The 21,245-nt window shown below is 54.2% G+C and carries 17 protein-coding genes and 4 tRNA genes; 13 read left to right on the top strand and 8 right to left on the bottom strand.

Going from position 1 to position 21,245, the window contains the following annotated elements:
- Window positions 1–8: 8 nt before the first annotated feature.
- The 6 genes from ACT3RU_RS12100 to uvrY form a co-directional block, all read right to left on the bottom strand.
- Window positions 9–95, bottom strand: a tRNA-Leu gene (locus ACT3RU_RS12100).
- 36 nt (window positions 96–131) lie between these two features.
- Window positions 132–205: transfer RNA gene (locus ACT3RU_RS12105), tRNA-Cys, on the bottom strand.
- A gap of 101 nt (window positions 206–306) precedes the next feature.
- A tRNA-Gly gene (locus ACT3RU_RS12110) sits at window positions 307–381 on the bottom strand.
- 83 nt (window positions 382–464) lie between these two features.
- Window positions 465–1,013: a CDP-diacylglycerol--glycerol-3-phosphate 3-phosphatidyltransferase gene (gene pgsA / locus ACT3RU_RS12115; RefSeq protein WP_087106661.1), complete on the bottom strand. Its 549-nt coding sequence runs from the start codon at window positions 1,011–1,013 to the stop codon at window positions 465–467.
- Between the two features lie 97 nt (window positions 1,014–1,110).
- On the bottom strand, window positions 1,111–2,925 hold the full coding sequence (gene uvrC, locus ACT3RU_RS12120; RefSeq protein WP_192527496.1) for an excinuclease ABC subunit UvrC: 1,815 nt from the start codon (window positions 2,923–2,925) through the stop codon (window positions 1,111–1,113).
- Between the two features lie 42 nt (window positions 2,926–2,967).
- The gene (uvrY, locus tag ACT3RU_RS12125; RefSeq protein WP_087106657.1) at window positions 2,968–3,618 is read right to left on the bottom strand and encodes a UvrY/SirA/GacA family response regulator transcription factor; all 651 of its coding nucleotides are present in this window, start codon (window positions 3,616–3,618) and stop codon (window positions 2,968–2,970) included.
- Window positions 3,619–3,798: 180 nt separating this feature from the next.
- On the opposite strand from uvrY, the gene ACT3RU_RS12130 reads away from it, so the two are divergent.
- A tRNA-Ala gene (locus ACT3RU_RS12130) sits at window positions 3,799–3,874 on the top strand.
- A gap of 159 nt (window positions 3,875–4,033) precedes the next feature.
- Here ACT3RU_RS12130 and argF read toward each other — a convergent pair.
- Window positions 4,034–4,954, bottom strand: coding sequence for an ornithine carbamoyltransferase (argF, locus tag ACT3RU_RS12135; RefSeq protein WP_087106655.1), 921 nt, complete (start codon window positions 4,952–4,954; stop codon window positions 4,034–4,036).
- 206 nt (window positions 4,955–5,160) lie between these two features.
- Between argF and grxD the strand changes: the two genes are divergently transcribed.
- The 8 genes from grxD (at window position 5,161) to ACT3RU_RS12175 (ending at window position 11,297) form a co-directional block, all read left to right on the top strand.
- A complete protein-coding gene (gene grxD / locus ACT3RU_RS12140) occupies window positions 5,161–5,511 on the top strand; it encodes a Grx4 family monothiol glutaredoxin (protein ID WP_087106653.1) in 351 nt (116 codons plus the stop codon).
- Window positions 5,512–5,651: 140 nt separating this feature from the next.
- The gene (gene dnaX / locus ACT3RU_RS12145) at window positions 5,652–7,751 is read left to right on the top strand and encodes a DNA polymerase III subunit gamma/tau (RefSeq protein WP_192527495.1); all 2,100 of its coding nucleotides are present in this window, start codon (window positions 5,652–5,654) and stop codon (window positions 7,749–7,751) included.
- A 60-nt stretch (window positions 7,752–7,811) separates the two neighbouring features.
- Window positions 7,812–8,138 carry a YbaB/EbfC family nucleoid-associated protein gene (locus tag ACT3RU_RS12150; protein ID WP_087106649.1) on the top strand — a complete coding sequence of 109 codons (327 nt, stop codon included), beginning with the start codon at window positions 7,812–7,814 and terminating at the stop codon, window positions 8,136–8,138.
- Window positions 8,139–8,141: 3 nt separating this feature from the next.
- The gene (gene recR / locus ACT3RU_RS12155; protein ID WP_172117068.1) at window positions 8,142–8,747 is read left to right on the top strand and encodes a recombination mediator RecR; all 606 of its coding nucleotides are present in this window, start codon (window positions 8,142–8,144) and stop codon (window positions 8,745–8,747) included.
- A 51-nt stretch (window positions 8,748–8,798) separates the two neighbouring features.
- Window positions 8,799–9,932: a ribonuclease D gene (gene rnd, locus ACT3RU_RS12160; RefSeq protein ID WP_192527494.1), complete on the top strand. Its 1,134-nt coding sequence runs from the start codon at window positions 8,799–8,801 to the stop codon at window positions 9,930–9,932.
- Window positions 9,929–10,231 carry a YcgL domain-containing protein gene (locus ACT3RU_RS12165; RefSeq protein WP_192527493.1) on the top strand — a complete coding sequence of 101 codons (303 nt, stop codon included), beginning with the start codon at window positions 9,929–9,931 and terminating at the stop codon, window positions 10,229–10,231. The genes rnd and ACT3RU_RS12165 overlap by 4 nt, the downstream gene beginning before the upstream one ends.
- 8 nt (window positions 10,232–10,239) lie before the next feature.
- Entirely contained in the window at window positions 10,240–10,839 is a 600-nt protein-coding gene (locus ACT3RU_RS12170; RefSeq protein WP_192527492.1) for an acyl carrier protein phosphodiesterase, read from the top strand.
- A gap of 2 nt (window positions 10,840–10,841) precedes the next feature.
- On the top strand, window positions 10,842–11,297 hold the full coding sequence (locus tag ACT3RU_RS12175; protein ID WP_087106640.1) for a YcgN family cysteine cluster protein: 456 nt from the start codon (window positions 10,842–10,844) through the stop codon (window positions 11,295–11,297).
- Window positions 11,298–11,688: 391 nt separating this feature from the next.
- On the opposite strand, the gene ACT3RU_RS12180 is transcribed toward ACT3RU_RS12175, so the two are convergent.
- Window positions 11,689–13,791, bottom strand: coding sequence for a S9 family peptidase (locus ACT3RU_RS12180; RefSeq protein WP_192527558.1), 2,103 nt, complete (start codon window positions 13,789–13,791; stop codon window positions 11,689–11,691).
- A gap of 62 nt (window positions 13,792–13,853) precedes the next feature.
- On the opposite strand from ACT3RU_RS12180, the gene ACT3RU_RS12185 reads away from it, so the two are divergent.
- The 4 genes from ACT3RU_RS12185 (at window position 13,854) to hrpA (ending at window position 21,223) form a co-directional block, all read left to right on the top strand.
- Window positions 13,854–14,279, top strand: coding sequence for a hypothetical protein (locus ACT3RU_RS12185; protein WP_087106638.1), 426 nt, complete (start codon window positions 13,854–13,856; stop codon window positions 14,277–14,279).
- Between the two features lie 33 nt (window positions 14,280–14,312).
- A complete protein-coding gene (locus ACT3RU_RS12190) occupies window positions 14,313–15,092 on the top strand; it encodes a class II glutamine amidotransferase (RefSeq protein WP_192527491.1) in 780 nt (259 codons plus the stop codon).
- 272 nt (window positions 15,093–15,364) lie between these two features.
- On the top strand, window positions 15,365–17,050 hold the full coding sequence (locus ACT3RU_RS12195) for an AMP-binding protein (protein WP_192527490.1): 1,686 nt from the start codon (window positions 15,365–15,367) through the stop codon (window positions 17,048–17,050).
- A gap of 168 nt (window positions 17,051–17,218) precedes the next feature.
- Complete coding sequence (hrpA, locus tag ACT3RU_RS12200) at window positions 17,219–21,223, top strand: ATP-dependent RNA helicase HrpA (protein WP_192527489.1); 4,005 nt, start codon at window positions 17,219–17,221, stop codon at window positions 21,221–21,223.
- Window positions 21,224–21,245: the final 22 nt, after the last annotated feature.

A 21,245-nucleotide genomic window follows, 5' to 3' on the forward strand; every position in this document is an offset into this window, starting at 1 on the left:
AAAAACAATGGTGCCCGGAGCCGGACTTGAACCGGCACGGAGTTACCTCCGAGAGATTTTAAGTCTCTTGCGTCTACCAATTTCGCCATCCGGGCAGTGCAATTGGTGCATCGTTGCACTTAACACAAAAGTGGAGGCTGGAGTCGGAATCGAACCGGCGTACACGGAGTTGCAGTCCGCTGCATAACCACTCTGCCATCCAGCCTAAAGAGTCGATGTAGCGGGAAGATAGATTCGACCGGGCTGGCGTTCCATCGGACTGACGCCTCAGCTCTCGACCTAACCTGCTTGCCGCACAATCCAAGTTGGAGCGGGAAAAGAGATTCGAACTCTCGACCCTCGCCTTGGCAAGGCGATGCTCTACCACTGAGCTATTCCCGCTCGACTCGAGGGCGAATTATACGCATCGTTGAGAGGTTGTCAATCATCAATGATGCAAACACCATCTTCGAGGAATCAATTGCTTACATGGAGCGGCTAAGGTGCGGCCAGGCAGCCTTTAAATATTGGATCATGGACCAAAGTGTTAAGGCCGCAGCGACGTACAGCACTACCACACCCAGCAGGGCGATCTCATGTGTGGGCGGTAGCGCCAAAAGGATCAGCAGGGCCACCATCTGGAGCGTGGTTTTAAGTTTTCCTATCCAGGAAACCGCGACCAGGCCCCGTTTGCCCATTTCTGCCATCCATTCGCGTAGGGCCGATATCACGATTTCACGACCAATAATGACGAGCGCAGGCAAGGTCAGAATGAGTGTGTCGTAGCGCTCAATCAGCAGCGCTAGTGCTACAACGACCATTAGTTTATCGGCCACTGGGTCTAAGAAAGCGCCAAAGGGTGTTGACTGATTCCAGCGGCGGGCCAAATAGCCATCTAGCCAATCGGTCATCGAGGCGAGCGCAAAAAGGCCAGCCGCCAGTGGCATGCTCCAGTTAAAAGGCAAGTAAAACAGCACAACGAGCAAGGGAATAAAGGCAACTCTTGCCAGTGTAAGTACGTTGGGTATATTCATCGCGACGGGCGATCCTTACCGGAGAGTCATTAAATTCGAAATGTAGTAAAGGCTATTCTATCCGCCTTAGCGAATAGCATCTATGCCCAATGGTGGTTTATCCATTCAGGGCCAAATAAATACTCTCCGCAAGTGCAGCGCTAATGCCTGGGACTCTTGCCAACTCGGCGCGGCTCGCTTTCTGTACACCTTGCAATCCGCCAAAAAAACGTAACAACTCACGGCGCCGTTTAGGGCCAATGCCGGGAATGTCTTGCAGTGTAGAGGTGCGCCTGGCCTTGTCGCGCTGGGCTCGGTGGCCTGCAATTGCAAAACGGTGCGATTCATCCCGAATATGCTGAATCAAGTGCAGAGCAGGGGAGGCTGGGTCCATGGGAAGTGGGTTATCCGATGTTTCCAAAAAGAGTGTCTCAAGCCCCGCTTTGCGTGTGGTGCCTTTAGCAACGCCTAGCAAAACGATCGTGGTAATGCCGAGTTGGTTAAGCACCTCTCGGGCCATATTAAGCTGACCTTTGCCGCCATCGACAATCAAAATATCCGGGGCGATGGCTTCGCCGCTTTCTACGCGTTTCAGCCTTCGCGTCAGCGCTTGCTGCATGGCGGCGTAATCATCGCCCGCAGCCACGCCTTCAATGCGGAAATGGCGATAGTCGCTCTTGCGCGGCCCTTGATGGTCAAAGACTACGCAGGAGGCCACGGTGGCTTCACCCTGGCTATGACTGATATCGAAACACTCAAGCCGTTCGGGCATGGATTCAAGGCTCAGCGCTTTCTGAAGCGCTGCAAAGCGTTGGGTGAGCTGCGTATGGTTCGCCAATTGAGACGCTAACTGCTGCTCAGCATTGGTCATTGCCAGCTGCTGCCATTGGGCGCGATGCCCGCGTACCTGGCTTGTCACGCGAATACGCTTGCCCGCTTGCTGTGTGAGTGCCTCGGCAATCAGGTCGCTGTCATCCAGCGCATGGCTGGTAATGACTTCACTGGGTACGTTATGCGGCTGGCCAAAATAGTACTGGCTAACCACCTCGGTCAGCAGGGCTTCTGGGGAAAGGTCCAGACCGTTTTTGGGTGCATGGTGGCGGGCACCGAGCATACGCCCATCGCGAACGCTTAACACCGAAATGCCTAGTGCGCCTGGCCGTTGGGCGAGCGCGAAAATATCGGCATCGCCGTTCTGGTTATCAACAAACTGACGCTGTTGTAGCTGGCGTAATTGCTGTATCTGGTCACGAAAGCGGGCAGCCTCTTCAAAATCCAGGTCTTTGCTGGCGGCTTCCATCGCCTCGGTAAGCGCTTGGGTTACGTGCTCACTTTTGCCTTCCAGGCACATAACGGCGTGTTCAACGTCGCGGCGGTAATCCTCTTTTTCAATGTAGTCTACGCAAGGAGCGCTGCAGCGCTGGATTTGATGTTGTAGGCACGGACGAGAGCGATGGGCAAAAACGCTGTCTTCGCAGTTGCGAATGCGGAAGATTTTCTGCATGAGTGACAGGCTTTCGCGTACCGCACCGCTGCTGGGATAGGGGCCTAGATAGCGGCCGTCGCCGCGCCGTTGGCGTGCGCGTTTATATTCAAGTCTGGGATAATTGTGGCGGTCGGTGACGAAGATAAACGGGTAGGACTTATCATCCCGTAGTAAAATATTGTAGGGCGGGCGAAGCTCCTTGATCAGGGTTTGCTCAAGTAGCAGTGCCTCGGTTTCGCTGCGGGTTACGGTGATTTGAATATCCGCAATCCGTGCCACCATCGCCTGCGTTTTAGTGTTCAGCTGGCCACGAAAATAGCTGGCAAGGCGTGCTTTTAAGCGTTTCGCTTTGCCTACATAGAGCGTATCGCTGTGTTCATCAAGCATACGGTAAACGCCGGGGGAGGTGCTTACCGAGCTTAAAAACTGTTTTGCATTAAATGTCATTGCACCGTATCGAGCGCCGAGGAGTGGCTAAGGATGTTAGGTTTATCCCTGACTGGCGTCAAAGCCATCCACTAGCCCATGACGTAGTGCCAAGTGTGTCAGTTCGACATCGGTGGCCACCTGAAGTTTATCAAATAGCCGATAGCGGTATGTATTCACGGTTTTTGGGCTTAAATGCAGGCGGTCAGAAATATCCTGAACGCGCTGACAATTGACGATCATTAACGCAATTTGTAGTTCGCGATGGGAGAGATGGCTAAACGGATTGTCTTCGTTAGTAAAGTGAGATAAGGCCAAGCGCTGGGCTATCTCTTGGCTGACGTAGCGACGACCATGAAATACCTGGCGGATCGCATCGGTCATTTCTGTTGCACCGGCGCCCTTGCTTAAAAAACCTGATGCGCCAGCCTCCAGCATGCGACGTAGTACACTGTCTTCCATGTGCGCCGTTAAGATCAGTACCTTGATATCTTCCATCGTACGATGGATGCGGCGCGTTGCTTCCAGCCCGCCTATCCCCGGCATGCGTATGTCCATCAGGACAATATCCGGTTTTAAATGACGGCACTGGGTGACTGCGCTTTCGCCATCGTCGACCTCTCCGACAATTTTGATATCGCTCTCTTCATTTAGCAGATGAGCAATACTGGTTCTTACCAGATGATGATCATCGGCGATTAGAACGTTGATCAAGGGGGCTGGCTCCTGCGTGGAAACATAGTGGGCTCAGAAGGTAGCCTCTGACGCTGACCCATAGAGTGCCACAGCTGACTATAAAGTAGAATTAGCAAACGCGTATTTGAATGGGTTCTTGACCTTGGTTCGGTTTCATAATAGCATGCGCCTCGCTTAGTCCGTAAGGGCGACGGTATTGGGGCCTTAGCTCAGCTGGGAGAGCGCAACACTGGCAGTGTTGAGGTCAGCGGTTCGATCCCGCTAGGCTCCACCAGAATTAATCGAAAAAAAGCCTCGCTATTCATAGCGAGGCTTTTTCGTATGTGTGCATCAATGGCTCTTGGGTGATAGTCGTCTGAAGCTAGCCATTTGATGCTAGCTATCAATATCAGTAGCCACCAAGCAGGGCTCTTTGGCGGCTATTGGTGCGGGTTTATTCGCTAATCTGGCCAAGCAGTAGAAACTCGATTAGCGCCTTTTGCGCGTGTAAGCGGTTTCCAGCTTCTTGCCATACCACGGCGCGGGGGTCATCAAGCAGCGTATGGCTGATCTCTTCGCCACGGTGTGCAGGCAGGCAGTGCAAGAACAGTACATCGCTTTGCGCCTGATCCAGCATGGTTTCTGTGACCTGGAAGCCGGCAAAATCCGCTTCACGCTTGGCTTGCTCTTCCTCTTGACCCATGGACGCCCAAACATCGGTTGTCACCAAGTCTACGCCTTGGGTGGCTGCCTGCGGGTCGTGCATCAGCGTAACGTGATCCCCTGCGGCCTCCATGATATCAGCGCGTGGTTCGTAGCCTTTCGGGCAGCAAATGCGAAGATGGAACCCAAACTGGCGCGCCGCGTTAATCCACGAGTGACACATATTGTTGCCGTCGCCAATCCAGACCGCCGTGCGGCCCTTAACGCTTCCGCGCAGCTCGGTCCAAGTCATCACGTCGGCCAGTAGTTGGCAGGGGTGGTAGTCATCGCTTAACGCGTTAATGACGGGAACGCTGCTGGCGCTAGCATAGGTTTCAAGGCCCGCATGAGAGAAGGTGCGGATCATAACGGCATCGACCATCTCGGAAAGCACGCGAGCGGTGTCTTCGATTGGCTCGCCACGCCCTAACTGAGTGTCGCGCGGAGATAAGAACAGCGCGTGACCGCCAAATTGCGCCATGCCGGCTTCAAACGATACACGTGTACGTGTAGACGATTTTTCAAAGATCATCGCCAGTGTGCGGTTCGCCAGCGGCGTATACTCCGGCCCGTTGGCTTTAAGATCTGTTTTAATTTTGATGGCACGCTGAATCAAATAACTCAGTTCATCGGGCGTCAAATCCAGCAGGGTAAGGAAATGGCGTGTCGCCATGGTTGCTTCTCTCCGCGTAAAAACACCATCCTAGCGAGGCGGCGGGGGATGCGCAACGCGAACGGCACGCGTAGAATGGCGTCCAAAGATTAAGGCCGAGTGGCGCACTCAGGTATTTAGCAAGGCTTTTAACCTGAGTGAATCACGGTTTATTTCGTGCGTATACTCACCTTGTCGTTTGGTTCTTTACTTAATGGAGTACTCACATGAGCACCACAGCCGAAAATATTCAGCGTCAAATCAGTGAAAACCCGATCCTTATTTACATGAAGGGCTCGCCTCAACTGCCTCAGTGTGGCTTCTCGGCGCAGACGGTTCAGGCGCTGATGAGCTGCGGTGAGCGCTTTGCGTTCGTTAATATTTTGGATAACCCGGATATTCGTGCTGAGCTGCCTAAAATCGCTAATTGGCCTACCTTCCCGCAGCTATGGGTTGAAGGTGAATTGGTCGGTGGCTGCGATATCGTCATTGAAATGCATCAAAACGGCGAACTCGAAAAGCTGGTTAAAGAAGCTGCTCAGCGGGCGGGTGCTGAAGACGGTGCAGATAACGCCTAACGATAACGCCCGAGTTGCCCGCTCGGGCGGTTGGCGGGCTGCCGCGTAGCCGCTAGAATGGCGTTTTATCACGCATTGTGGCACCTGCTGTTATTGAAAGATGCATCATCAGGACAGCCCGCCGAAGGAAGTATTGCTCAATGAGCTATCAGGTTCTGGCCCGCAAGTGGCGACCACGTACATTCCACGAACTCGTGGGCCAGGCCCATGTTCAGCGCGCCCTGGTCAATGCGCTTGATCAAGGGCGTCTTCACCACGCCTATTTATTTACCGGCACCCGCGGTGTCGGTAAAACCACGCTTGCACGCATATTAGCCAAGTGTTTGAACTGTACGGCTAACGGACGCGGCGATGAGGGCATTACCTCAACACCGTGTGGTCAGTGCGATAGCTGCATAGCCATTGATGAAGGGCGTTTTGTCGACTTGATCGAAGTCGACGCGGCTTCGCGCACCAAGGTGGAAGATACCCGCGAATTACTGGATAACGTTCAGTACGCGCCCACCCAGGGTCGTTACAAGGTGTACCTGATTGACGAGGTGCACATGCTTTCAACCAGCAGCTTTAACGCGCTATTGAAAACGCTGGAAGAGCCGCCTCCCCACGTTAAATTTCTGCTTGCCACTACTGATCCGCAAAAGCTGCCTGCAACGGTGCTGTCGCGCTGCCTGCAGTTCACGCTTAAACACATGCCGCCGGAGCGTGTAGTGGAACATCTGACCTACGTGTTGGGTGAAGAGGGTGTGGCATTTGATGAAAGCGCGCTATGGCTATTAGGCAAAGCAGCCGAAGGCTCAATGCGTGATGCCATGAGCCTGACCGACCAGGCGATTGCCTTTGGGCAGGGCGCGGTCCGCCATGTCGATGTAGCGGCGATGCTGGGAACGCTGGACCACCGGCATATTTTAGCGCTGGTAAGCGCGCTGGCGGATGTGGATGTGCAGCAACTGCTGGCTGAAGTAGCACAGCTGGCAGAGCAGGGCCCGGATTTTGCCGCCGTACTAGACGAACTGTCGGCTATTTTGCACCGTCTGGCTGTTGCTCAGATGGTACCGGACGCCGTCGATAACAGTCATGGTGATCGAGAGGCTATTTTACAGCTTGCCAGCCGCTTTACCGCTGAAGATATTCAGCTCTACTACCAGATAGGGCTTCAAGGCCGAGGCGATATGGCACACGCGCCTGACTTGCGCAGTGCGCTGGAAATGACACTGCTGCGCATGCTCGCGTTCCGGCCGCAGGGCGTGCCCAAGCCGCCCCGCACGCCGCTACCGCTGCGTGCTGAGCCAACAGGGTCAGGGGGCAGCCAAAGTGTGGGGCAGGGCGCAGCGCCAGCCAGTACGGCGGCTAAGCCACCTGCCGCAGCCTCGGTCAGCAATTATGTTCAACCAGCGCCCGAAACGTCTGCCGCGTCTGCGGTTAGCTCTCTACCTGATGCCACTGTACCTGGGGCTGGGCATCAGCCAAAGGCAGACATAGACCATATAGATACGCCGCAAGCAGAGCTCGAAAAAAAACATGGTCAGCAGCCAGCGTCTGATGCACGCGTTGAAGGGAAAGATCCTGGCGAGAGTCCCGATATACACATGGGCTCAACGGGCTATAAAACAGACGATAACGAGGCAGTTGCCGCGGATAGCCCAACTCCGCCGCCATGGTCGCTTGATGAGGTAGAGCAAGCCGAAGCACATGAAAGCGGCCAAGCGGAACTGCCCTCGCCAAATGTTAGCAAAGCACCCGCTTCAGAGGCCGTGTTGGTGTCTGCGCCGGTATCAACCTCTGTGCCTGAAGTCGTGCCCGCCCCTGAGCAGACAGCGCCAGTCTCAGACGTCGGCAATGAAGTGTTGGACCATGCAAAATGGCTGCTATGCTTTGATTCTCTAGGCTTGGGCGGCTTAACGCGCAGTTTGGCGGCGAATTGTCTGCTGGAGAGCGACGATGGCAATACGTTGATGCTGCGCCTGGATCCAAGCCAAGCGGCCATGCAGGCAGATGTCCATAAAACGCGCATCGAGCGCGCATTAAGTGAACAAGGGCTGCCGCGCCGGGTAGAGTTCATGGTGGCCGAACTCTCGACGGACAGTGAGACACCGCGTCAGCGCGAAGAGCGGTTGAATCAAGAGCAGCATGCACAGGCTGTTGATCTCTTGAATCACGATCCCAATATACAGAAATTACAGCAGGCGTTTGGTGCGACGCTGATAGAATCAACCGTCAAGCCAGCGACCGCCAAGCGTTAGCATTGCACCGGATACTCGTTTTTTAACAAACCCGTCTTTGATTAGCCAGGAGAGCACACCATGTTGAAAGGTGGAATGGGCAACTTGATGAAGCAAGCCCAAGAGATGCAGGAAAAAATGCAGCGTATTCAGGAAGAAGCTGCTCAGTCAGAAGTACACGGCGAAGCCGGCGCAGGCATGGTTAAAATCACCATGAACGGACGCCATGACGTGAGCCAGGTCACCATCGATCCAAGCGTAATGGAAGAAGATAAAGAGCTGCTTGAAGATCTTTTAGCCGCCGCGGTGAATGATGCTGTACGTAAAGTTGAAGCAAACTCTAAAGCTCGGATGGAAGAAGCAACGGCTGGATTGAACCTGCCGCCGGGTTTCAAGATGCCGTTCTAAGTAATGCGATTCTCTCCTCTTATAGAACAACTGATGGATGCGTTTCGTGTATTGCCAGGGGTTGGGCCGAAGACGGCCCAACGTATGGCAATGCATTTGCTTGAGCGTGAGCGGGCAGGCGGTCAGCGTCTTGCTTCGGTCATTCAAAAAGCGATTGACGAGGTCGGCTACTGTCAGCGCTGTCGCACGCTGACCGAAGCAGATATTTGCGCGATATGCGAAACGCCTCGCCGCGACGATGCCTTGTTGTGTGTGGTTGAGTCACCCGCTGATCAGCTGGCGATTGAGGAAGCGGGCGGCTTTCAGGGCCGCTATTTTGTGCTTCATGGGCACTTGTCGCCTCTGGATGGTATCGGCCCTGACGCGATTGGGCTTGAGCAGTTGGAAACGCGTGTAGCAGAAGGCCATATCGAAGAAATTGTGCTGGCGACCAACCCAACCGTCGAAGGTGAAGCAACCGCGCACTATATCGCCGCTCAATTGGCCCACTACGGCGTGAAGTTTTCACGTTTAGCTTATGGTGTTCCTATGGGTGGTGAGCTTGAGTATGTCGATGGCGGTACATTAAGCCGTGCGTTTAATGGCCGACAGCCCTTTACCAGCGATTAACCCACCAACATTGCAAGCGCAATCGCGGTTGTAGCAACCTGGAAGTATGCTTTGTCTTCTCTAGCCTCCCCCGTATACCAGTGGATTGACAGCCCCGAGGCGCTTGACGCGGCCTGTGCACAAGTGGCCAGCGCCCCTGTCATCGCGCTGGATACAGAGTTTTTCCGTGAAAACACGTTTTTCCCCGTCCCTGCATTAATTCAATTTGCTGCCGGGGAAGTTGCGTATTTGGTTGACCCGCTGGCCACGCCCTGCACGCCCGCATTTCGGCAGTTACTGCAAAATAGCGCCATTAAACTGCTGCATGCGTGTAGTGAAGATTTAGAAGTTTTTCAGCATTGGGCCGGGGTATTACCAACGCCATTAGTGGATACGCAGGTTGCTCAAGGGTTTCTTGGTGAAATGCCCTCGATGGGGTATCAAAAGCTGGTGGAGTTTTGGATAGGCGAAACGTTGCCCAAAGAGGAGACACGCTCAAACTGGTTAGAGCGGCCTTTGACGCCTTCTCAGTGTGACTATGCAGCGTTGGATGTTATTTACCTGCTTAAAGTATGGGCGCATCAGGCTGAACGACTGGAAGGGTTAGGCCGCGGCCATTGGTTGCATGAAGAGTGTGCCAGTTTGATTGGGCAGGCTGGGCGCAGCGTTGAAGCAGATGGCCAGTGGTACGCCCGTCACCGTCAGCTATGGCGGCTTGATCCGCGCCAATTGGAGGCTTATCGCCTGATGACCATTTGGCGGGAAGGCGAAACACGGCGGCGTAATTTGCCGCGCAATTGGCTTATGAGTGACAAGTTGCTGTTTGCGGCTGCTGACGCCATGCCGAAAAATCGCTATGAGTTGGCCGAGGTTGAAGGCTTTAAGCCAGCGCTGGTCAAAAAAGAGGGCGATACGCTATTGGCAATGGTTAAGAAGGCCCAGCACTGCGACGAAAATGAGCTGTTGTCGCGCTGGCCGGACCCGATGCAGCCCGCCTTTAAACAACGTTTCAAAGCCCTAAAATCCGTTATTAACACGAAAGCGGCCGGGCTTGGAATGGCGTCTGAAGTGTTGATGCGCCGCCGTGATATTGAGGCGTTGGTTATGCAGGACATGGCAAGCCAGCCTTTAACTCTGCCACAAGGATGGCGGGGCGAATGTTTGGCCGATGAGCTTGAGCAAGCATTAAAGGAGTTGTCTAAATGAGTGACAAGCTGCTTTGTGAGGTTTTTAAAAGCTCGCGAAAAGATGAGATGTATTTATACGTTGATAAGCGCAAAGGGCTCAAGCTCGTTCCTGAAGCGCTGCTTGTAACGTTTGGAAAGCCAGTCGCGGTATTCACCATGATTCTCACCGCCGATAAAAAACTGGCCCGAGTAAATGTTGATGACGTTATAGCGGCTATTGATGAGCAAGGCTTTTATCTGCAGATGCCGCCTGCAAAAGAGGATTACTTGCTTGATGTACATCGCGCGCAATTAAACGCGCGCGATGCGGCGCAGTAGCCACTACCGTGAATTTCCTGGCTCATGCCTGGCTTGCCTGTGAAGGGAGTGATGATTTTCTTTACGGCAACCTGATTGCCGATGGCGTTAAAGGTAGCGACCTGGGGGATTGGCCAGTTGATGTCGCGCGCGGTATACGGCACCACCGTAAAGTGGATGCCTGGGTTGACCAGCACCCAAGCGTACTGAATGCTAAACATCGGGCGCCTGCAGGTAAGCGACGCTACGCTGGTATTGCGCTGGATATTGTGTGGGATCATTTTTTAGCGCGAGATAAGGCCGGCTTGCTTGAGCAGCAGCAAATGATAGAGCGCTGTTACCGCCTATTGTCAGCGAGGCCTGCGCCCAATCGGCTGGAGGCGATGATGCCCTTTATGATCAAGCATGATTGGCTAAGAAATTACGCAGATTTCGACTTTACCTGCAAAGCAGTTGCAGGCCTTGGCCAGCGCTTGTCAGGACCAAATCGGCTTGCTGAGCTCATCCCTTGGCTTCAAAGCGACTATCGTTTACTGGAAGCGGATTATCATTCGCTATGGCCAGCGTTAAGCGCCACATTAAGCAGCGATGGGGCTGTAAATTACGCGTATAACCCGCAAGAGGAGTAAGGATGGAAACCGGAATGCGCGAGCGCTTTTGGGAGCGTTACACGCTGGAAGAGCTTACCCCGCAAGAGTGGGAGGCACTTTGCGATGGCTGTGGGCAGTGTTGCCTGTTAAAGCTACATGATGATGAAACTCAGGAGCTGGCCGTCTTGAACGTTGCCTGCCGCCTGTTGGATATTCAAAGTTGCCAGTGCAGTGATTACCCGAATCGCTTTGATAGTGTGCCCGACTGCACCCAGCTGACGCCTGCACTGGTAAAAGAGTTTACCTGGCTGCCCGCTTCGTGCGCGTATCGCCGAGTATCCGAAGGGCGGAAACTAGCTGGCTGGCATCCGCTGCTGAGTAATGATGCCGAGCGCGTGCACCGTAAAGGCATCAGCGTGCGTAGCTTTGCGGTCTCTCAGGATGATGTGCCCGAACGAGCGCTTGAATCCCACATTATTGCTGTGCTGCCCATGTAAGTAAAAATCCAGCAAGTGGCAGCCCCAGCCCTTCCTTTTTGACGACATTAAGCCGGTTTACACAAATATCCAGCCTGACGTGATCGTTAGGCGACGGGCTTGTGCTTGGCCATATTTCTTAAGGTAAGCATTATGCCTTTGAACAAGGATGGCTGAGCGGTTCTGTTTTTAGCTGCTTTGTTTTTAACCGGCTGAGTGGACGGCTTAAGCGGCGTATCCCAAATGGTGGGGAAGTGGTCCTGGTACTTCATTGCTTGCTCCAATAGTAGAGGTAAGGGTGTTCGACTAAAGTTGAGTATGACGCAAAATTGTTTTTGTGGAAAGTATTTTCAAAAAATAAAAGGCAGCGCGAAGGCTGCCTAACGGTGGGAGGTTTAAAACAGTGGGTTGCTTAGATGGCGCTGTCCTTGAAATTGGCGGCTAACCCCAATGCCCAAAGGATAAACGCGTCTTGTCTGGCGGTATCTTGCCACGCTTTAAATCGGCCGGATGCACCGCCATGCCCGCTGCTCATATCGGTATGCATCAAAACAGGGGCGCTGCCTAGCTGCTGCTGAGTGACTTGCGCGTAATATTTGGCAGGCTCCCAGTAGCTCACCCGTGTATCAAACCAACTGCCTTCAATCCAAAGCGCGGGATACTCCTGGGCCGTTATATTGTCCATGGGCGAGTAGTGACGAATGCGTTCGGCCACTTCGGGTATTTCGGGGTTTCCCCATTCGCTGTACTCAGCGGTGGTTAGGGGAAGTTCGGGGTTTTGCATCGTGCGCAAGACATCCAAAAACGGCACATCAAGCACAGCGGCACAAAAAGCCTTGGGAGCACGATTAACACACGTGCCGACCAATAAACCGCCAGCGCTGGCGCCGTAAGCGGCTACTCGCGCAGGATCACTTACCCCGTATTCCACCAGCGCATCCCGCGCGGCCAGAAAGTCGTTAAAGCTATTCTCTTTATGCGCCATTTTACCCTGCAAGTACCAGGGTTCACCCCGCTCGCCACCGCCGCGCACATGAGCAACCGCAAACGCGGCGCCGCGTTCAAGTAACTCCAGGCGGGCAATGGAAAACCACGGGTCAAGCGCTTCCCCGTAAGCACCGTAGCCATAAAGCAGCGTGGGTAATGGCTCACCGACCAGGTCCGCACGCATCACGATAGAGACCGGCACTTGCTCGCCATCTGCGCTGGTGGCCCATACCCGGCGGCTTACCAACTGCTCCGGTGTTAAACCACCATAAACGGGAACGCGCTTAAGGAGTGTTCGCTCGCCACTGGCAAGATCAAGTGCAAACCAACTGGGGGGCTGTGTAAAGGACTCCTCGCGTAAGCGTAATTCCTGGGTGTCAAAATGCGGGGCATCTTCCAGTAATTGGGAGCAAGGTTGCTCTGGCAGGCCAAGGTAGTCGTCAACCAAACGGTGATGCTGTGCATCCAGCACCCAGCGACGCAGCACTACCTGCGCTTGGGTATGGTCGCGCTCTGCGATAATCAGCCCCCAGGAAAACGCGTCAATACCTTCCAGCGTGGTGTCAACGCGCGGCGCGATGAGCGGCTGCCAGCGTGCTTCAGGGTTACCCAGGGCAGGTTCGTCCAGGAAATCGAGCTGAAAATGCGCGCTTGCCTGGTTATGTACACGGTAAAAGGTGCCTGGTCGGTGATCAATCGTGTACTCAACGCCTGATTGGCGGGGCTGTATGCAGAGTGGCACGGCCGACGGTTGCTGCGCGGGCAGCGCGTAAATCTCATTGGTATCTTTCGAGCCGCTTTCAATCAATAACCACTGGCGCGAGCGGGTTTTGCCGATGCCCAGCCAAAACTCGGGGTCCTTTTCACGCAGCACCAGGGTAGGCGCTGAGTGCTTCTCAGGTGCGTTAAAAGGGAGCGATACTTGCCAAATACTGTCGGGGCGTTGGGTCGCATCAAACCGGGTAAAAAAGAGGGTTGCCGAGCTTGCTGTCTGGTCTTCAGCCCAACACAAGCCCGCGCCAATATCGCTGAGCAGAGAGATAGGCTCGCCGCTGGGCAGCGATTTTACCCAAAGCGTGTAGCGCTCGTCTCCTTGTGTGTCCTCTGTCCAGGCGAGCCACTGCTCGTCAGGAGAGAGTGCCATATCGCCCATGTCATAAAATTCTTCACCCGCAGCACGGGCTTGAACATCAAAAAAACATTCACGCTGTGCCGGTTGCCCGTTTGGGAAACGCCACCAGCGAGGGTAATCATCGTCGGCGCCGGTCTCGCTCCAGAACGTAAAGTGGTCAAGCGCTGTCTCAAGACTGGTGACGGCAAGCTCACGGCGCGCAAGATGGCTTTTATAGAGCGTTTCGGCCAGCGGAGCCAGCGGTGCAAACCATTGGGCCTGCTGCTGGTTGGCGGCTTCTAAAAATGCGCTAACATCAGGCGAATCTCGTGCTTCCAACCAGTGCCATTTGGGATCATTAGCGCGATAATAGCGCGCGACGGGTGAGCCTGCGAGCGTGTCTGGCTGTGCTTTCATAAATTGATAGGTACCATAGCGGGAAATTAACGTCGGGTGCATGCACCCACATGAGGGGTATTATGCTGTTTACAGGTTCAATGTCACAGCTGTGGCTAAGTTATTACGGTATTTCGCTGCTGGTCGTCATTGCCATCTATTTTGCGGTGGCGTTTCTACCGCGTTTGCCACGCCTGGTGGTGACGTGGGGAATGGCGGGCGCTATGTGGACGCCAGCGATGTTTCGTTTACCGCTAGTAGAAGAAGGTGAGTTCTATACCGGTTGGGCGCCTGCGGCGATGGTGGCCGCGGTTGGTTTTCTTGAGCATAACGTTAATGCACTGCGTGGCAGCCTGTTGTGCCTGGTCGCTGGGATTGCTATTGGTGCAGCGATAGGCATTGCTCTCTGGTGGTGGCGTCGGCCGCCAAGTGCGCCGCCCGCCAAGCGCGTGAAGCAGGAGGAAGAAGACCCACAGCCTACGCGTCGCCGCGAACCTGTTATTGGTTAATGCAGATAATGAAAAGCGGAAGGAGGCGCTGTTATGTGTGAGCTGTTAGGGATGAGCGCGAACGTCCCGACCGATATCTGCTTTAGTTTCTCAGGCTTTTTACATCGTGGTGGTGGCACTGGGCCACACCGCGATGGGTGGGGCATCGCTTTTTATGAAGAGGGCGGGTATCGCGAATTTCGTGACCCGCATCCTTCTGTCAACTCGCCCATCGCGCGGTTAATCTGCGACTATCCGATTAAATCAAACGTGGTGATTAGCCATATCCGCCAGGCAAACGTTGGCGGTGTGCGCCTGGCGAATACTCACCCTTTTACGCGTGAAATGTGGGGCCGCCCTTGGTGCTATGCGCACAATGGTCAGCTAAGCGAATGGCAGCACTTACCGTTGGGGGTGTACACGCCGGTTGGCAATACCGATAGCGAACATGCTTTTTGTTGGCTAATGGGTCAACTGCGAGACGCTTTTCCAACGGCCCCGGCATCGCCTGAATCTTTATGGGAGACGCTGCACGCACGATGTGAACAGCTACGCACGTTGGGCGTATTTAACTTGCTGCTGTCCGATGGTCAGTATCTCTATACCTACTGCTCGACGAAGCTTGCGCATATTACCCGACGAGCACCCTTTGGTGATGCCGAGCTTTCTGATGCCGAACTTACGGTTAATTTTGCCGAGCACACGACACCCAATGATGTGGTTTCTGTTATAGCCACCGAGCCGCTAACCCACAATGAAGCCTGGTGCACCATGGTGCCCGGCGAGCTTTTAGTGTGGCGTGAAGGAGAAATCGAGGCGCGTTACTGTCCATAAGGGCTTGTCCATAAGAACTGGCCATAAGAACTGTCTATAAGAACTGTCCATAAGAACTGCCCATTACGCTACATTGTTACGTAGACATTTAGAAAAGATGGGAGGAAGGTTAGGAGGAAAGTTAAGAGCTCGGCCCTTTATCGGCTAAAGTTGAAACACAAGTTTCAATCGATCGTTTTACAGCATGTCTGGGGTCGTATATCGTTGGCCCTCTTGCCTCGCGACAATAACAAGGTCGGTTATAACATCGACATGGATAGCGGAGATTGCCCATGAGCGAACACGCCACAGCGCCTATTTTACGCGGCCCAGCGCTTGAAGGGTTGGATAAGTACAACTCTGTCACAGATGTTTTTCACGCGGCAGTAAGCCGGTATCAGCAAAAGCCTGCTTTTAGCTGCATGGGCAAAACGCTTACTTTTGCTGATCTTGACCGTCTTTCAGCAGACTTTGCCGCTTGGCTTCAGCACGAGACTGATTTGAAGCCGGGCGACCGGATCGCCATTCAACTGCCCAATGTCTTGCAATTCCCCGTGGCGGTGTTTGGCGCCATGCGGGCAGGTCTGGTCGTGGTAAATACCAACCCGCTTTACACCGAGCGGGAGATGACCCACCAGTTTAAGGATTCTGGTGCCAAGGCTGTGTTGATATTAGCCAATATGGCTAAAAAGCTTGAAAACGTCGTTGATAAAACCGATATCAAACATGTGCTGGTCACCGAGTTGGGAGACCTGCACGGCCTGCCCAAACGGTGGTTGATTAATGCGGTCGTGAAGCATGTGAAAAAGATGGTGCCTGCCTACTCGCTGCCCACCGCGTTAAGCTTTCGTGATGTTTTGAAGAAGGGCGCTTCTTTAAATCACACTGAGGTAAGCCGAGAACAGGATGATTTGGCCGCGCTGCAGTACACCGGCGGTACAACCGGCCTGCCAAAAGGGGCGATGCTAACCCACCGTAACTTGATTGCTAATATGCTGCAGGCGCGTGCCGCTATTGGTACGCATCTAAACGTGGGCGAGGAGTTAGTAATAGCGCCACTGCCGGTTTATCACATCTACACCTTTACAGTGAACTGCCTGTTTTTAATGGAGTCGGGCAATCATTCGCTGCTGATTACCAACCCCCGTGATCTGGACAGTTTTATAAAAGAGCTTAAAGGGCTAAAGTTCACAGCGTTTATTGGCTTAAATACGCTGTTCAATGCGCTGTGTAATCGTGACGACTTTAAGCAGCTCGATTTTTCCCATCTAAAGCTGACTATTTCTGGTGGTATGGCACTAACCAAGGCAGCCGCCCAGCGTTGGGAGCAAACGACAGGTTGCCCAGTTGCTGAGGGGTATGGATTGACAGAAACCTCGCCAATTGTGAGCTTTAACCCAACCGATGCTATTCAGTTGGGTACGATCGGTAAGCCCGTTGCAGGCACCTCGGTAAAAGTAGTGGATGCTGATGGCAATGATGTGGCTCTGGGCGAGCCGGGCGAGCTTTGCGTGCAGGGCCCTCAAGTGATGAAGGGATACTGGCAGCGCGACGATGAAACCCGTAACTCCATCGATGAGGGCGGCTGGTTCCATACCGGTGATATCGCCGTGCTTCAGGATGACGGCTACATCCGTATCGTTGACCGCAAGAAGGATATGATTCTGGTGTCGGGCTTTAACGTCTACCCCAATGAGGTGGAAGACGTGGTCGCCGCCCATCCGGATATTATCGAAGCGGCGGTAGTCGGTGTGCCGGACGACGACGCAGGTGAAGTCATCAAGCTGTTTGTCGTCTCCAAAAACAGTCAGTTGGATGCCGAAACGCTGCGCAGCTGGTGCAAAAAAGAACTTACCGGCTATAAAGTGCCCAGGTTCATCGAGTTTCGTGATGAACTGCCCAAAACCAATGTGGGCAAAGTATTGCGTCGTGAACTGCGCGATGAAAATAAGCCTGCGGCCAGAGAGGCAGATAGTTAGAGGAAGCGTCTATAGTGACGAAAATAGATAACGCACTGATGAGCGATTACGCCACTGGTTAGGCGTCGCGTTGGTGGAAGCGTTACAATATTCGGCCCGCTCGCGTAGCGGGCCGAATAGTTATTTGCCCTACCGATATCCATTGGTACATCTGCTTTTCAATAACGAATGGAAACCGAGCCTAACGTGACCACCGATATGCCCTCTGATCTTACCGATAATCAACGCCTGGCTAAGCTTAATGAAACCATAAGCAACGTTATGCTGCGTGATGCCCAGCGTCTTGAGCGGCGCGTAGCAGGGCTGGCGCGTCGCCTGCGCGACAACAAGCCGATTGGTCACGGTTTGCATGAGGTGCAGCGCGATATTCACCGGGCACAGCAAGTGTTTAACCAGCGCGAGGCGTTGAAGGTGACCTTTAACTATCCGGCTGAGTTGCCGGTGGTTGAGCGTCGGGAAGATATTTTAAACGCCATTCGTGACCATCAGGTGGTGGTAGTGGCGGGGGAGACCGGGTCGGGCAAAACGACTCAGCTCCCCAAAATGTGCCTAGAGTTAGGCCGTGGGCGTAAAGGACTTATTGGCCATACACAGCCACGGCGTTTAGCGGCGCGCAGTGTTGCTGGGCGGCTGGCCGAAGAGCTTGAGGTGCCGCTTGGCGAGCAGGTGGGCTATCAGGTACGTTTTACGGATCAAAGTAGCCCCACCACGCTAGTGAAGCTAATGACCGATGGTATCTTGCTGGCTGAAACCCAGCACGATCCCTTGCTGCTGCGCTACGACACCATCATTATTGATGAAGCTCATGAACGCAGCCTGAACATCGATTTTCTGCTGGGCTATTTAAAAAGGCTGTTGCCTAAACGTCCTGACCTTAAAGTGATTATTACCTCGGCAACCATTGATGTTGATCGTTTTGCCGCGCATTTCGGTACGCCTAAAGCACCCGCGCCCGTCGTTGAGGTATCAGGACGCACGTATCCGGTCGATGTGCATTATCGCCCTTTGGTACGTGATGAAGAAGATGAAGAGGATCGCACCTTACAGGAAGGGATTTTGCACGCCGTTCTCGAAATCGAAGCCATCGAGCGCGAAAAAGGCTGGTTACATGGCCCCCGGGATGTTCTGGTATTTTTGCCGGGCGAGCGAGAAATTCGTGAAACAGCCGATACGTTACGCCGGGCTGATTTGCAAGGGACGGAAATTCTGCCGCTGTACGCACGTCTCTCCAATGAGGAGCAGAACCGGGTTTTTTCTGCCCACCGTGGAAGGCGCATTGTGTTGGCCACTAACGTTGCGGAAACCTCGTTGACGGTGCCCGGCATTCGCTATGTGGTGGACCCGGGTCTTGTCCGGATTAGCCGCTACAGCTATCGGGCAAAAATTCAGCGCCTGCCGATTGAGCCGGTAAGCCAGGCCAGTGCCAATCAGCGCAAGGGGCGCTGCGGTAGGGTGGCAGAAGGGGTGTGTATTCGTCTTTACGACGAAGAGGACTTCGTCTCGCGTCCAGCCTTTACTGATCCTGAAATTCAGCGGACCAATTTAGCCTCGGTCATTCTGTCGATGCTGGCGCTAAAACTGGGTGATATTGAAGCGTTTCCCTTTGTAGACCCACCGGACAGCCGCTTTGTAAAAGATGGCTTTCGGCTACTGTTTGAGCTGGGCGCGGTCAACGAAAAGCATCACCTTAGCGAGTTGGGGCGAAAGTTAGCGAAACTGCCCATCGACCCGCGCTTGGCACGGATGGTGTTAGCAGGTGCGGAGCGCGGTAGCCTGCGTGATGTTCTGGTGGTGGTATCCGCGCTTGCCATTCAGGACCCGCGAGACCGTCCGGCCGATAAACGCCAGGCTGCTGATCAGGCGCACCAGCGTTGGCACGACCCGGATTCGGATTTTGTCGCGCTGCTCAACGTGTGGCACGGCATTGAGAATGCCCGCGAAGCATTATCCGGCAATCAGCTGCGCCGCTGGTGTCGCGAGCACTATATTAATTATCTGCGCATGCGTGAATGGCACGATACGTTCCGCCAGCTTAGGCAGTTGCTGCGCGATATGCAGATCGATGTTCCCGCTCCGCTACCGCGCAATGACGAGGAGAGCGAAGAGCAGGCGCGTCAGGCCAGACGCAAGGCCTCAGGCAAGTTACACCAGGCGCTTCTTTCAGGCCTTTTGTCTAACCTGGGCACGGTAGTGGAAAATCGCGAGTACCTGGGCGCGCGTAACCGCAAATTCATGATTCATCCGGGTTCTGGGCTCGCTAAAAAATCGCCCAAGTGGCTAATGGCATTTGAGCTGATTGAAACCACAAAACTGTATGCGCGCACCGTTGCCAAGATCGATCCCCAGTGGATCGAACCGCAGGCTCAGCACTTGGTGAAACGCAGCTATAGCGAACCTCATTGGGAACAAAAGCGCGCGCAGGTCGTTGCTTTTGAGCAAGTAACGCTGTTTGGTCTGCCTATTGTCGCGCGTCGGCGTGTGCACTATGGCCCGATTGCCCCCACAGAATCGCGCGAGCTATTTATCCGTCGTGCGCTGGTTGAAGGCGAGTTTACGACGCAGGGCGCGTTTTTTACCCATAACCGCGCACTCATTGACGAAGTGGAGGCGCTTGAAGACCGCGCCCGCCGCCGTGATATTCTGGTCGATGAAGAAGCGTTGTTTGCGTTTTACGACGCGCGTATTCCTGACGACATCGTCAATGGTAAAGGCTTCGAGCACTGGCGCAAGCAGGCTGAGCGCCAGACGCCTGCGCTGTTGAATTTTGATCTGGATGCGCTGAAAGCGCGTGACGCCGCCGATGTCACACAAGCGCAGTACCCCGATCATTTAACACTTGCCGGGGTGGCTTATCCGGTGAGTTATCATTTTGATCCCAACGCTGACGATGATGGCGTCACATTGACCGTACCTGCCGCCATGCTGCCTCAATTGCCTGTGCACGCATTAGAGTGGCTGGTGCCTGGGCTTTTAAGAGAAAAGTGCATTGCGCTTTTAAAATCGCTGCCTAAAAGCATTCGCCGCCAGGTGGTACCCATTCCTGATTGGGTCGATGCAGCGTTGGAAACCCTGGCGCCCGATCAGCGCCCACTCACAGAAGCATTGGGCGAATTTATACGTCGACGTACCGCAACGCGTGTGCACCCGGATGACTGGCGGCTGGATCTACTCAATGCCCACCTGATTATGAACATTCGAGTCGTCAATCATGCTGGAGAGCTGCTGGGTCAAGGGCGTGATGTGAGGGCGCTGGAGCAGCGCTTTGAAGCGGCGGCCAGTGCCGGTGCCCAAGCGCTGGCCGAGCAGGCAAACCAGGCGCCTACGCTTGACGGCCTGCCTGAGGAGCCATTGCCTGATTCGCGTGTGACTACCCAGGCGGGCATTCGTGTTGAGGCCTACCCGGCGTTGGTGGCTGAAGCCAGTGAGTTTAAGGTCGCACTTTTTGATCATCCGGCAAAGGCATTGGCGGCGCATCAAGAGGGCGTTGCCCGGCTGGCAATTGCCAAACAGCCTGACCAGGTAAAAGCGATTAAGCGCCTACCCGGTGTTGAAAAATGTGCACTGTTGTTTGCCAAAGTGGGCAGCAAGCAAGCGCTGCTGGATGACCTGATGTTAGCCGTCTTTACGCGAGTAGTTGCCCAGCATCCTTTGCCGCGCTCATCGGCCGAGTTGAGCGCTCGCCTGGACGCTACCAAAGCAGAGTTGGTTGATTACGCGACTTCCCTGCTTGAACAGGTCGAGGCGGCGCTAAAAGGTCACTTGGCAGTGAGTAAAGTGCTTAAAGGAAAGCTCAATTTTGCGCTTGCCCTAGTGTATAGCGATATCAGCGTACAGATGCAGCGGCTGGTCTATCCTGGTTTCATTCGTGATGCAGGCCAATGGCTGACAGAGTATCCTCGTTATACCGAAGCCGCGCTCATCCGCCTTGAAAAAGCCGCACGTGAGCGCGGGCGTGACCAGATGCTGATGCATGACGTTCAGGCCCTTGAAACTCGCTTTGATACGCGGCGTAAAAGCGAGCGCCGGGGGTGTGTTGAAGATCCCGAGTTGGTGGAATTTGGCTGGTGGATACAGGAGCTTCGCGTTTCCCTTTTTGCTCAGCAGTTAGGAACGCTCATGCCCGTATCGGCAAAGCGCCTTGAAAAGCGCTGGCAAGAAATAATTAGCGTTTAGAAGATGACTGGTAAATCCCGAA

This window comes from Halomonas sp. TP35, assembly GCF_052375975.1.
GTDB classification, from domain to species: domain Bacteria; phylum Pseudomonadota; class Gammaproteobacteria; order Pseudomonadales; family Halomonadaceae; genus Vreelandella; species Vreelandella citrativorans.

Excerpts from the sequence above, each read along its gene's own strand:
- ACT3RU_RS12180 (WP_192527558.1), bottom strand. The coding sequence starts at position 13,791 with ATGAAAGCACAGCCAGACACGCTCGCAGGCTCACCCGTCGCGCGCTAT.
- ACT3RU_RS12150 (WP_087106649.1), top strand. The coding sequence starts at position 7,812 with ATGTTGAAAGGTGGAATGGGCAACTTGATGAAGCAAGCCCAAGAGATG.
- argF (WP_087106655.1), bottom strand. The coding sequence starts at position 4,954 with ATGGCGACACGCCATTTCCTTACCCTGCTGGATTTGACGCCCGATGAA.
- ACT3RU_RS12165 (WP_192527493.1), top strand. The coding sequence starts at position 9,929 with ATGAGTGACAAGCTGCTTTGTGAGGTTTTTAAAAGCTCGCGAAAAGAT.
- ACT3RU_RS12175 (WP_087106640.1), top strand. The coding sequence starts at position 10,842 with ATGGAAACCGGAATGCGCGAGCGCTTTTGGGAGCGTTACACGCTGGAA.
- ACT3RU_RS12190 (WP_192527491.1), top strand. The coding sequence starts at position 14,313 with ATGTGTGAGCTGTTAGGGATGAGCGCGAACGTCCCGACCGATATCTGC.
- hrpA (WP_192527489.1), top strand. The coding sequence starts at position 17,219 with ATGGAAACCGAGCCTAACGTGACCACCGATATGCCCTCTGATCTTACC.
- pgsA (WP_087106661.1), bottom strand. The coding sequence starts at position 1,013 with ATGAATATACCCAACGTACTTACACTGGCAAGAGTTGCCTTTATTCCC.
- recR (WP_172117068.1), top strand. The coding sequence starts at position 8,142 with ATGCGATTCTCTCCTCTTATAGAACAACTGATGGATGCGTTTCGTGTA.
- ACT3RU_RS12195 (WP_192527490.1), top strand. The coding sequence starts at position 15,365 with ATGAGCGAACACGCCACAGCGCCTATTTTACGCGGCCCAGCGCTTGAA.
- grxD (WP_087106653.1), top strand. The coding sequence starts at position 5,161 with ATGAGCACCACAGCCGAAAATATTCAGCGTCAAATCAGTGAAAACCCG.
- ACT3RU_RS12185 (WP_087106638.1), top strand. The coding sequence starts at position 13,854 with ATGCTGTTTACAGGTTCAATGTCACAGCTGTGGCTAAGTTATTACGGT.
- dnaX (WP_192527495.1), top strand. The coding sequence starts at position 5,652 with ATGAGCTATCAGGTTCTGGCCCGCAAGTGGCGACCACGTACATTCCAC.
- uvrC (WP_192527496.1), bottom strand. The coding sequence starts at position 2,925 with ATGACATTTAATGCAAAACAGTTTTTAAGCTCGGTAAGCACCTCCCCC.